General features: G+C 41.8%; 9 protein-coding genes and 1 pseudogene. 5 read left to right on the top strand and 5 right to left on the bottom strand.

Annotated elements, in window-relative coordinates:
• Positions 1 to 135: 135 nt before the first annotated feature.
• Positions 136 to 1920 (bottom strand): monovalent cation:proton antiporter-2 (CPA2) family protein, encoded by a 1785-nt coding sequence (locus PSBA01_RS09190; RefSeq protein WP_186474043.1) that lies wholly within the window; start codon positions 1918 to 1920, stop codon positions 136 to 138.
• 30 nt (positions 1921 to 1950) lie between these two features.
• A protein-coding gene (locus PSBA01_RS09195) for an IS3 family transposase (RefSeq protein ID WP_093068646.1) occupies positions 1951 to 3116 on the bottom strand; the annotation gives its coding sequence in 2 pieces (ribosomal slippage) (positions 1951 to 2858 and positions 2858 to 3116; 1167 coding nt in all).
• 360 nt (positions 3117 to 3476) lie between these two features.
• On the opposite strand from PSBA01_RS09195, the pseudogene PSBA01_RS09200 reads away from it, so the two are divergent.
• From PSBA01_RS09200 to PSBA01_RS13290, 4 genes and pseudogenes are all read left to right on the top strand, one after another.
• Positions 3477 to 3598 (top strand): annotated as a pseudogene (locus PSBA01_RS09200) (metal-sensing transcriptional repressor); the annotation flags it as partial.
• Positions 3599 to 3740: 142 nt separating this feature from the next.
• On the top strand, positions 3741 to 4055 hold the full coding sequence (locus PSBA01_RS09205) for a putative quinol monooxygenase (protein ID WP_058024906.1): 315 nt from the start codon (positions 3741 to 3743) through the stop codon (positions 4053 to 4055).
• Between the two features lie 487 nt (positions 4056 to 4542).
• On the top strand, positions 4543 to 5172 hold the full coding sequence (locus tag PSBA01_RS13285) for a DUF4172 domain-containing protein (RefSeq protein ID WP_267448023.1): 630 nt from the start codon (positions 4543 to 4545) through the stop codon (positions 5170 to 5172).
• Positions 5173 to 5254: 82 nt separating this feature from the next.
• Positions 5255 to 5626: a Fic family protein gene (locus PSBA01_RS13290; protein WP_228724688.1), complete on the top strand. Its 372-nt coding sequence runs from the start codon at positions 5255 to 5257 to the stop codon at positions 5624 to 5626.
• A 5-nt stretch (positions 5627 to 5631) separates the two neighbouring features.
• Here the strand turns inward: PSBA01_RS13290 and PSBA01_RS09215 are convergent.
• The 3 genes from PSBA01_RS09215 to nirB all read right to left on the bottom strand — a co-directional run bounded on the left by PSBA01_RS09215 (position 5632) and on the right by nirB (position 10388).
• Positions 5632 to 6707 (bottom strand): IS3 family transposase gene (locus tag PSBA01_RS09215; RefSeq protein WP_416383502.1). Its coding sequence is split into 2 segments (ribosomal slippage): positions 5632 to 6452 and positions 6452 to 6707, totalling 1077 coding nucleotides; the frame shifts between segments, so codons are not numbered across the junction.
• A gap of 654 nt (positions 6708 to 7361) precedes the next feature.
• Positions 7362 to 7712, bottom strand: coding sequence for a nitrite reductase small subunit NirD (gene nirD, locus PSBA01_RS09220; RefSeq protein ID WP_186474045.1), 351 nt, complete (start codon positions 7710 to 7712; stop codon positions 7362 to 7364).
• 90 nt (positions 7713 to 7802) lie between these two features.
• Entirely contained in the window at positions 7803 to 10388 is a 2586-nt protein-coding gene (nirB, locus tag PSBA01_RS09225) for a nitrite reductase large subunit NirB (RefSeq protein ID WP_323970054.1), read from the bottom strand.
• Positions 10389 to 10998: 610 nt separating this feature from the next.
• On the opposite strand from nirB, the gene PSBA01_RS09230 reads away from it, so the two are divergent.
• On the top strand, positions 10999 to 12501 hold the full coding sequence (locus PSBA01_RS09230; RefSeq protein WP_186474047.1) for a NarK family nitrate/nitrite MFS transporter: 1503 nt from the start codon (positions 10999 to 11001) through the stop codon (positions 12499 to 12501).
• Position 12502: the final 1 nt, after the last annotated feature.

The following is a 12502-nucleotide window of genomic DNA, read 5'->3' on the forward strand; positions in this document are numbered from 1 at the left end:
TATAGGATTTAATAATTCCTAAATAATGAATAATAAATATTATCTGCTCACTAAAGAAGTGGGGTTCAGCAGATGCTTACCAAAAAAAAAGAGATCTACACAGACCTCTTTTTTATTTGGGTTTAATACGTGAAATTATTGTTGAGTGCCATCTTCATTCAGAATTTGCCCTGTGTGCTTTGGTTTAATTAAAGGTGCAGTCGGACGCGGTCCTGTATATTGCAAGCCGATACCAGCATAGACATCATCTGCTGCAATTTCAGTTCCAAAACGTTTTTTGTCTAGTTCTCGGATTTCTTGGCTAATTTCTTCAATATTACTCTGGTCAACACCCAGCTCTTCTAAAATTGCACCGCCAAATAGCATTGCCGACTCGAAGGTTTCGCGAATCATGTAATCTACATTTTGCTTTACTAAATGCAGCGCATGCTCACGGTCATAAGAGCGAACCAGTAACTTGGCCATAGGAAATTCATTTTGCACCAACTCTACGATCTTATTCGTCGTTTCTTTGTGGTCTACGCAAACAACAATGGCTTCAGCCGTATCTGCTCCAGAGGCATGTAAAATATCTAAACGAGAACCATCGCCATAATAAATTTTAAATCCAAATCTTTCAGCGTTTTGAATCATGTCGATATCATTATCAATGATGGACACATCAATGCCTCGAGCAAGCAATAATTGACTGGAGACTTGTCCAAAACGACCGAAACCAATCATCAGTACTTTTCCAGAAAGTCCTTCAGCAATACGGACATTTTCTAAAGAAGTTTGTTCTTTAGTTTGGATAAAACGTTCAAACAGAATGCCTATGATGGGGGTCAAAATCATCGACAAGATTACAATTGCAGTCAGGTTTGAGCTTTCCTCAGCACTAATGATTTGGGCACTCAAGGCGGCAGCAAAGAGTACAAAAGCAAACTCCCCCCCTTGAGCCATTAGTAATGCGCGATCAAGTGCTTCAGAGTGTGAACTTTTGGTCAGGCGTGCAGTCAGATAAATGATGGATGCTTTGACAAACATCAGCAGAATTACAGCACTTAAGATTAACGCCCAGTTATTTTTTATGACGTTAAGGTCTAATGACATGCCGACGCCTAGAAAAAATAATCCGAGCAATATGCCACGAAACGGTTCAATATCTGCTTCAATCTCATGGCGAAAAGTGGATTCGGAGAGTAATACCCCTGCAAGGAATGCTCCCATTGCCATCGATAAGCCACTGACTTGCATCAGTAATGATGCGCCGAGTACCACTAAGAGTGCTGCTGCAGTCATGACTTCACGGGCTTTGGCTGCGGCTAATAAGCGAAATAAAGGGTTAAGCAACCAATAGCCTGCAGCGATTAAACCTGCAATTGATATTAAACCAATCCCAATGCTCTGCAAACGCGCAGAAGTACTTTCAACAACATGATTCGGTGCGATAAAAGCGACAATTGCCAATAAAGGGACAATCAATAAATCTTCAAACAGCAGGATCGAGACAATTTTTTGTCCTCGTGGTTGAGCAATGTCTCCACGATCTCCCAAAAGTTGCATCACAATTGCAGTCGAGGTGAGTACAAAGCCTGCAGCACATACAAAACTCACTTGCCAAGAATAGCCATAGGCCAAGCCTACCGCCATTAACCCCAATGAACAGGCACTAATCTGTAATGTGCCTAATCCAAAAATTTCTTTTCTTAAACTCCATAAATACGATGGACGCATTTCTAGTCCAATCACAAACAGATACATCACAATACCAAGCTCAGCAACATGCAGAATAGACGCAGAATCGTAGAAAAACGCTAGTCCAAATGGACCAATAATTAATCCTGCAATTAAATATCCTAATACCGAGCTTAATCCTAGGCGCTTGATTAAGGGGACTGAAATCACTGCCGCTGTGAGCAGTATGATCCCTGCTGTCAATTCCGTACAGTTAAACTTGGGAGATTTTAGTTACGCAGCCTGACGATAATAATCAAACCACACCTGTCTTGGCGATTTATAGCCCAAGCCCTTTTGAATCCTTGTTTGGTTGTAGTACAGCTCGATGTATCTAATGATATCGTTGATAGCTGTAAATCTAGTCTTATAATCCTGGTGATATACCAGCTCATTCTTTAAGACGCCCCAGAAGCTTTCTATTGGAGCATTGTCGAAGCAATTACCTTTAGCGCTCATTGAACCTGTAAACTGATGCTGCTTAACGATCTTGTGGTAGGCATGGCTGCAATACTGGCTGCCTCTGTCAGAGTGAACGATTAGCCCTTTGCTGGGTCGTTTATTTTTAATTGCCATATTGAGTGCACGGCATACTAAATCAGCAGTCATGCGTTTGTTGATCGCATAACCAACAAGCTCTTTGGTGTATAAATCTTTAACGCCTGCCAAGTACAGCCAGCCCTCAGCAGTCCAGATATAAGTAATATCGCTTACCCATACTTCATTAGGACGGTTTGCATCAAACTTCTGATCCAGCACGTTTGGATAAACCAGCTTGTTATGATCGGAGTCAGTGGTGACTTTAAAGCGCTTGTGAAGACGGCATTTAATGCCGTATTCTTCTTTGATGCTCCTAACCATATATTGGCTGATATCGTACCCTTGCGCTCTTAGGTGGGCATGCAGTCGATCTACGCCATAGCACTGCTTGGTCTGAGTATGAGCGACTTTAACCAGTAGTTCACACTGATTGCGATGTATCTGTTGGTCGCTGAGATTACGACCCAGCCAGTCGTAGTAACTTGAATGCTTAACACTTAGCACGCGGCACATAGTGGTGATGCTAAAGAAGTGCTGGTTATCTTTGATAAAGGCGTACCTGACTAGCTGTGCTTTGCAAAGTACGCCGTCGCCTTTTTTAGAATTTCGCGCTCCTCTTCAGCTACTTTAAGCTGCCGCTTGAGCTGCTTTATTTCTTGAAGAGCACTCATAAGATCAGGATCATATTGCTCTGTGCCAATAAGCTTGCCTTGATTGGCTTTGTTCTGCCAGTTCGATAACGTTTGCATCGCTATGCCAAGTTGCTTGGCTGTGGCTGAAACATTACCGTTATTGTCTGCTATCTTCTTAACGGCTTCTGCTTTAAATTCGTCACTGTAGGTTCTTACTTTCTTGGTCATGGTAAACTCCAGTTAATACGCTTAGTTTACCAAGTTTAGTTGTACGGTTTCTTCAGCATAGCTCAGTATGACAGGGGATAAAAGGTTGATAGATGTGGCTTCTGCACTCATATATTTCTCGGATTTTGTATAGAGTCTGTTAACACTTCAAGTATAGAAAGTAGATTCAAAACATAAGTGTAACAGGTTTGTAGCTAGTTGAAACAGTTAAGTATTTACTCTACCCGAATTTCAAGTAATCAATGGGATAATTTTATCACTGCATTTGAAACACTACCTAAATTTTTAAGGTTTATAAAAAATATTGCTTTTTTATACTATGGGTACTGTAGTAATAGTGCTAGCAAATAAGGAGGTCTGATGCCTAATGAGGTTGAAGACAAAAAAAGATTCTTCTACGCGTCAGAAAGATCAAAGGTCAGCCGCAAGCGATTGAGAAAGCGTTAGAAGACAATGTGGAATGTGGTGCAATTCTGCAACAATAGCATTATGTCGAAATAAAAACCCAGATTTTGGCTCAGCTAGGGGAATTTTTTTTAACTTTTATACAACAAAACTTTCTGACATGCATATATTAGGAATGTCAGAATCAGTTTTCATTCTAATAATTATGGAGTTTTAGTCATGCTTAAAACAGCTTTATATGTCCGTCTTGAAGCTAAACCGGGTAAAGAAGACGAAGTGGAAGCTTTCCTTAAAGGCGGTTTACCTATTGTAATGGAAGAACCTGCGACAGTTGCGTGGTTTGGCCTACGTCTTGGACCTACAACATTTGGTATTTTTGATGCATTTCCTGATGAGGCGGGTCGCCAAGCACATTTATCTGGCAAGGTTGCAGCTGCTTTGATGGATCAGGCCGATGAGCTATTTTCAGAGCCACCGTCTATTGAAAAAGTAGATGTTTTGGCTAGTAAACTACCAGGTCATACCGACGCTTAAATGTATGAGGGTGCTGCCTGAAATTTTGAATGAAAGGCAGTACCCTCTACCATGTCAAGGTAGATCGACGAAAATGTAAGAAGTGACGTTATCTTACATACACTGATTTTACTGACCTATAGTTATTAGATCTGTTGCAAAAGTACCAGTTCATTGACTTCCACTGACAGAGTTACAAGGGCTGACGATGACTTATGCAAGAAGTCTATTAAACTAGTAAAAAAATAGGAAGTAAATTACTATTATATAAAATTTAACTCGTATTTGGGCACTGTATTTTCATAGTGTTTTTACCTCTACTCAAGCCATTCTCAGAACAAAAAAACTATGTTTGTTCGTTGAGAATCTATTCTTATTACGTCTGCTATTGTCGTTTTTGAATTTCTACGTATTGTTTCTACTGCTTATTCTCTGCATAACATAAGGAGATTACTGTTCTAATCTCTGCATATCTCTGGGGAACGTATGAAGCATACTACTTATATTCATGAGCACTCAAATTGGACTGAATGGCAATGGTCGGACAAGAAAGAAGCTATTGCCACTCGTCAGTCGTGTGCGGATATTACAAGGCCGTTTATTAGGAAAGCTACTAACACTAGGGTTCGATCTGAATGTTGAGGCACAATTAGATGCGGTGACCTTAGAGATTATCAAAACTTCTGAGATAGAAGGTGAGACGCTAAATGATGAGCAGGTTCGTTCTTCAGTTGCGCGGCACTTAGGGCTGGATAATGCCAGTATGCCAACCACTACTCGTGAGATCGATGCAATGGTAGAGATGATGCTAAGTGCCACCTATCGTTATCAACAACTGTTATTATTAGATGATCTACTCGGATGGCATCGAGCATTATTTCCAAATGGATATAGTGGGCTTTATCGTATTCAAGCAGGCAGTATCCGTGATGATAGTAAAGGACCAATGCAAGTAGTGTCTGGTGGGTATGGTCGTGAGCAGGTTCATTTTGCTGCCCCCAGTGCAGATAGGTTGCCAGATGAGCTAGACAAGTTTCTATTATGGTTTAATACTTCGTCAAATAAGCAAGACGATATAGATTTGGTCATAAAAGCAGGTGTTGCTCAATTTATGGTTTGTGACTCTGCATCCATTTGATGATGGAAACGGACGACTAACACGAGCACTCACAGAACGAATGCTGGCAAAAAGCGATAACAGTGCCCAACGCTTTTATAGTATGTCAGCGCAAATTCTTAAACAGCGCAACGACTATTACAAAATACTAGAACGTACGCAAAAAGGTGATAAAGATATCACGGATTGGCTGGTGTGGTTTTTGCAAACGCTAGAGCAATCCCTCATTATAGCTCAAGAAACCACGGATAAAATTATCAATAAGGCAGGCTTTTGGCAGACGCATCGACAGCATGCTTTAAATGATAGGCAAGTGAAGATGTTAAATATTTTGCTGACTGATTTTTATGGCAAACTTACCACTAAAAAATGGGCGACCATGACTAAGTGTTCTATAGACACGGCACTAAGAGATATTAATGATTTAATAGAGAAGGATTGTAAATACCCCATTCTTAACACAACATCATCGTAGAATAATTAAGCCACCTGCCTGTACTCAGCAGGTGTCATATCATTAAGTGAATCATGGGGTCTTTCGGTGTTATAAACCGTGATCCAGTCTTCAGTCAGCATATTGACCTCGTTTAAATTGTTGAAAAGGTAGCAATCTAAAACCTCATTGCGATAACTGCGATTAAACCTTTCAATGTAAGCGTTCTGATAAGGACAGCCAGGCTCAATATAGTCAACATAGACACCATGAGCTGATGCCCAATCAGTGAATACGCTGGATGTAAACTCACTGCCGTTATCCACACGGATCTGCTTAGGATAGCCATGCCACTCAGCTAGCTGGTCAAGGTAGCGAATTACTCGGAGTGATGGAATGCTGGTACCAATATCAATGCCGAGTACTTCACGGTTGTAATCATCAATCACATTAAAGGTTCGAAAGCGAATATTGTTATGCAGCTTATCGCTCATAAAGTCCATAGACCAAGTATGACCTAATGTATTTGGTACACTTAGCGGCTGGGGGTTACGTGCTGGTAGCCGTCTTTTAGACTTACGGCGTAGGTTTAAGTTTAACGCGGTATAAACACGGTGTACTCGCTTATGATTCCATGAATAGCCAAGCTTGCGTATACGCTTAAAACACTTAGGGAAGCCCCAACGATTGTGCTTATCTGTTAGCTCATTTAAGACATCAATAATCTCACTATCATCAGATAGCTTAGGCTTATAGTAGTAAGCGGTTCGACTCATACAGACCACCTGACAGCTCAATGCAATACTAACACCATACTGCGCCTGCAATTCTTGCGCCCAGACTTTGCGCTCAAGGGCAGGCGCTATAGCTTTTTTATGATCTCTTCCTGCATCTGCGCTCTAAGGCTTAAATCAGCATACATCTGTTTAAGCCTACGGTTTTCTTCTTCAAGCTCTTTTAGTCGCTTGACATCAGAGGCTTCCATACCGCCATATTTAGACTTCCATTTGTAAAATGTCGAGCTAGCTACCCCGTATTTACGGCACAGCTCTTTAGCAGATATCCCAGCTTCTGCTTCTTTTAATATGGATACTATTTGCGTCTCAGTCATTCGTTTGCTCATATCAAAACTCCTTATGTGTATTTTATAAGAAATTCTACGTTTGAGCTGTGTTAGTTTAGGGGATAGTTACAGGATATGATGCAAAAATCCGTAGCATCAGGGCGCAGTACGAGTTATGAATTGGTTTTATGATAAAAACTATATTGTTCAAGTCTGCTATGGCAGCAATAAAGTATACAAATAAGCGGTAATAGAGACAACCCATTCAGTGACATAATATGAGTGGTTCCATTATGAAGGTCTAAAATATTCGATACGATAAGGAAGTCTTAACTTTATGAGAGGGTTGCATCTACAAGATCTTCTTTGTATGTACAGGGGACCAACATAGAGCTCAAGCTGATTGCTCAAGATGATAAAAGCGCTTAGACTTTGTTATACATCTACTGTGCAGTTATTGGTTGTAGAAAATAAAGCAAGATATCTTACTCCTATGTGATAAATGTGCATTATCATTTTAGTGTTTATTTATAAATGGTCACAAATAGCTTTTCTAGTCTTGTTTAATATCGATAACTTCCTAGCAGATATCAGTTTTATTAATTTATTAGGGAATGACAAAAGGTTTGATGAAGAATAAAACGGCCTTCGACTCTTAAAGCCGAAGGCTGCTTAAATAGTCTAGAAGGTAGTATGTGCTAGACACACAAATACCTAGTTATATTTTACGATGACATCGCTCCCCTCAAGCTCGACTTTATACGTGTCGAGTATAATGTTTTCATCATCTAAGCATTGACCTGTGACAAGATTAAAGCGCTGCTTATAAATAGGTGAGGCGACATATAGCACATTTTCAGCAGAGCCATCCTCGTTGGTAATAGTCGTGCCGCCAATCAGACCTCTAGACAAGACGTTGGCTTGACTGAACGGATCATAATTATCAAGCGCAAATAACTGTGTCTGCTTGGTACAAAAAATAGCCACTTGTTTTCCGTTTACGAGCGCACAGACACCTGTTTCGGGAATAATATCATTGATTTTGCACACAGTGAGCTGAGCCATCAGAAGATCCTTAATAGTAAAATATAAATGAGACCAATAACAAAAAATATTATTTAGCGTCTAATATTAATAGACGCCGACACGTTAAGATTACGCCAATTCGGTCACTTTTATTTGCGTCTTTTCCATATCGGTTGCAGGGCGAATCTGCTCTCGCTCAGTGACGAATACCACATTGTCATCGCCTTGTTCACTATTAACAAAATGACGGAAACGTTTGAGCTTTTCACTATCAGTAATGGTGGCTTTCCATTCACAAACATAGTTGTCGATGAGGAGTTGCATCTGTGACTCTAGCTCCTCAGCGATACCTAAACTGTCCTCAATAATAACGGCCTGTAGATACTCAAGTCCACCGTCAAGGCTCTCGCGCCATTTAGAGGTACGTTGAAGCTTATCTGCGGTCTTGATATAAAACATGATAATACGGTCGATATATTTGACAACTGTATCCGTATCAAGATCCGTTGCGAATAGCTCGCCATGACGCGGGGTCATGCCACCATTACCGCAGACAAAGAGATTCCAGCCTTTTTCAGTGGCAATAATTCCAAAATCTTTGCTTTGCGCTTCAGCGCACTCACGGGTACATCCAGATACGCCCATTTTTATTTTGTGTGGTGAGCGTACTCCTTTGTAGCGGTCTTCTAGTCTAAGTGCTAAACCCACACTGTCATCGACACCGTAGCGACACCAGTTGTTGCCCACACAAGATTTCACTGTACGCAGAGATTTACCATAAGCATGCCCTGTCTCAAACCCAGCATCTACCAGTTGGGTCCAGATATCGGGCAGTTGGTCTAAACGTGCGCCAAATAAGTCGACGCGCTGACCGCCAGTGATTTTGGTATACAGATTGAACTCTTTGGCGACTTGTCCGAGTATGATGAGTTTATCCGCAGTGATTTCACCGCCAGGCACGCGCGGCACGACCGAATAAGTGCCATCTTTTTGAATATTGCCTAGATAGTAATCGTTGCTGTCTTGCAGTGGCGTGAGTTCGGGTTTGAGTACATAATCATTCCAGCAAGACGCCAAAATAGAGGCGACAGTTGGTTTGCAAATCTCGCAGCCATGACCACTACCGTGCTCATCTAATAGCGCATCAAATGTCTTAATGCCTTGTACTCGAATCAAACTATACAACTCCTGACGTGAGTAAGCAAAGTGCTCACACAGATCATTATTGACTTCAAAACCAAGCGCGGTTAGTTGATAACCTAATGTGTCTTTCACCATGGGCGCACAGCCACCACAGCCTGTACCGGCACTGGTACATGATTTTACCTCTGCCATGGTATAGGCACCGTCTTCAACGGCGGCACAAATAGCACCTTTGGTGACGTTGTAACAAGAGCAAATCGTGGCGCTATCGGGCAGGTTCTCGATACCCATGGTGGGTTTTTCTACGTTGGGTAGGATCAGGCTTTCAGGATGGGTAGGCAGGTCAATATCGTTTAGAAATAGCTGCAAGAGATTGTTGTAATCCTCAGTGTCACCTACCAATACAGCGCCCAGTAGCCGCTTATTATCCGCTGTGGTTACCAGTTTTTTATAGATACCCTCAGCAGGGTTTTGGTATAAATAGCTCAAACTGTTTTCTGTTGCACCGTGCGCATCGCCGATACTGCCCACATCTACACCCATCAATTTGAGCTTGGTGCTCATGTCAGCGCCTGTAAAGGTCTGAGCGTGATCGCCTGCAATTTGAGCGGCGCAAATACTGGCCATGCTATAACCTGGCGCGACCAAGCCAAAAACGGTGTTGTCCCATACGGCGCACTCTCCAATGGCATATACATTCGGGGCATTGGTACGGCAGGCTTCATCAATCAGAATACCGCCACGGGTGCCGATTTCAATACCGCATTCAGGGTTGCTTTTGATAATGCCATCTTGCGGACGAATACCCGCACTAAAGACGATCATGTCGGTATCTAATGAGGTATCATCAGCGAACTGCATGGTTAAATGACACGATGCTTCATCCGATAGGGTATTGTCGATAATGGCCTTAGTATTTTTACCTGTTAGTACTTTGACGCCAAGGCCTTCAATTTTACGCTTTAAAATATCACCGCCAGCAGCATCGAGCTGTACACCCATCAGCTGAGGCGCAAACTCGACTACGTAAGTCTCTAATCCTAGTGTGACTAGGGCCTTGGCTGCCTCAAGGCCAAGCAGGCCACCCCCGACCACGACACCTTTTTTGACTTTTGGCTTCTCAGCAGTACTGAGAATATCATCCAAATCTTTAATCGTACGATAGACATGACAGTGCGGATGCTCGCGCCCTGGAATTGGCGGCACAAACGGATAGGAGCCTGTTGCTAATACCAATTCAGCATAGTCTATCTGGGTACCGTCTTCCGTGCTGATACATTGATTGGCGGCATCGATGTTTGTGATTCGCTGATTGAGATGCAACTGAATCTGCGCATCCTCATACCTGCTCAAGTCCACTAAGTTTAGTTTACTCACATCTTTATGTTCAAAATAGCTCGATAGATACACCCGGTCATAAGCTGGGCGATCCTCTTCAGCAAATACGTGAATCTCAAACTGATCGTGTAAGCCTTGCTCTATGGCTCGCTCGATAAAGTGATGTCCCACCATACCGTTACCAATCACCGCTAATTTAGCTTTATTCATCGTACTTACTATAGTGCTACTCATATGCCTATCCTCAGTAATGGGTTTGCTTAAATACTTTCATCTAATGTCCCATCCAAAAGTCGCAAGTTAATTTTTAGATGGTTCAATGATAGATAGTCGTTAATACTTAGATGCCTATAACTATTAAGCCCTCAATAATCGTGCCAAACACAATTAATGACATTCAATTATCGAACCCTTATATAGTTAAAAGACATGTAGCCTTGCCAGTTTATAAGGTCGCGCCAGTACTTTTGTTGATGCTATTTTCTGTTGTAAGTAGTTGCTTAATATAATCTTTTTGACAATTGTCATTTACATCCTATGCACCAAAATAGTTACAAAAATGCACCAAATTGGTTTTGGTTATTACTTTAAAGGCGCATCGCTTACTTTACTTAACCGAGAGGTAACTTAGTTTTATCTAAGCAATATTATTTAGTTGGGATGCCTTTAGAGCCATCTGGTACAAAGCGTAGCCCTATGAAAAAAGATGATGTTTTATATCTATTTCAATTTTATATTTGCAGCTGGCACACCCATTGCACTCTCTTAATGGTCGCAACTGATAAGTTTCTGACTCATAACGTGTTTTTATAACTTTAATGTTAGCCATTTGAGGAAATCGTCTATGCCTTCATCGAAACCTGATGTGCCAAATAAAAACAAGCTGAATATCTTTTCTTTTAGCGGTAAAAACAAAATTCTCCATCTTGGGTGGATGGCGTTTTTTTTCACCTTTTTTGTATGGTTTAACCATGCGCCATTCTTATCTGCGATAGGGGAGAGCTTGAACCTCACCAAAGACCAGGTAAAAACTTTATTGATATTAAATGTTGCCTTGACTATTCCAGCCCGAGTCATCATCGGTATGTTGACTGATCGCTTCGGTCCTCGGCTTGTTTACACTGCAATTTTAGCCATTGGGGCAATTCCCTGTTTCACCTTCGCTTTTGCACAAGACTACAATACGCTAGCCCTATCACGCTTTTTATTGGGTTTTGTTGGTGCAGGGTTTGTGGTCGGTATTCGTCTCATGAGTGACTGGTTTCCTGCCAATGAGCTGGGTACAGCTGAAGGTATCTATGGGGGCTGGGGAAATTTCGGCTCTGCCGCCGCGGCACTGCTACTACCGACAGTCGCTATTGCGGCCGCTGCTGTCTTTGGCGGTGAGGAAGGTTGGCGTTATGCAACGGCTACCTCAGGGTTGGTTATGCTGCTCTATAGTGTGATTTTTTATAAGATGGTACGTGATACCCCTAAGGGTGCCACATATTTCAAACCTAAAAAATCTGGTGCCATGATGGTGACTTCATCAGGTGACTTTTGGCTCATGATGATATTTAAACTGCCTATGTATTTGGCATTGGGCTTATTAGCGTGGAAATTATCACCAGCTGGTGTGAGTTTGCTGAATCAGGCAAGTGTCAACATTGTCTATATTGCGTTGGTGGTGTTATATGTTTATGAATTTATCAGTAGTTATCGTTTTAATAAGGAAGTATTTACCACACCTGTGCCAAAAGCTCACCGATATGACTTTAAGCAAGTCGGTATTTTGAATATTTTATACTTTGCAACTTTTGGCTCAGAGTTGGCTGTGGTCTCTATGCTGCCACTCTTCTATCAAGAAACCTTTAACTTATCGATTGTCATGGCAGGTGTCTTGGCATCAAGCTACGCCTTTATGAATCTGATGTCGCGTCCTGGCGGCGGCTGGTTGAGTGATAAATTCGGCCGTAAAATCACTCTTTTGATTCTCACCGCAGGTTTGGCTGTTGGTTATCTGTTGATGGGTATCGTTGACTCTTCATGGCCGATCGCACTTGCGCTGTTGATTACTATGTTCTGCTCTTTCTTTGTACAGGCGGGTGAGGGAGCAGTGTTTGCTGTGATTCCTTTGATTAAACGTAGTATGACCGGGCAGTTTGCAGGGATGACAGGCGCCTACGGTAACGTAGGGTCAGTGGTCTATCTAACTGTACTAAGTCTGGTATCGTATCAGGTGTTTTTCTTTGTGATTGCTGCAACGGCTGTGGTTGGCTTCTTGGCACTGTTTTTATTAAAAGAGCCTGAAGGCGTTATTATTGAAGAGATGCCAGATGGCAGCTTTGCTCAAATACAAGTGAGCTAAA

This window comes from Psychrobacter sp. KCTC 72983, from assembly GCF_014280455.1.
Classification (GTDB): Bacteria; Pseudomonadota; Gammaproteobacteria; order Pseudomonadales; family Moraxellaceae; genus Psychrobacter; species Psychrobacter pacificensis.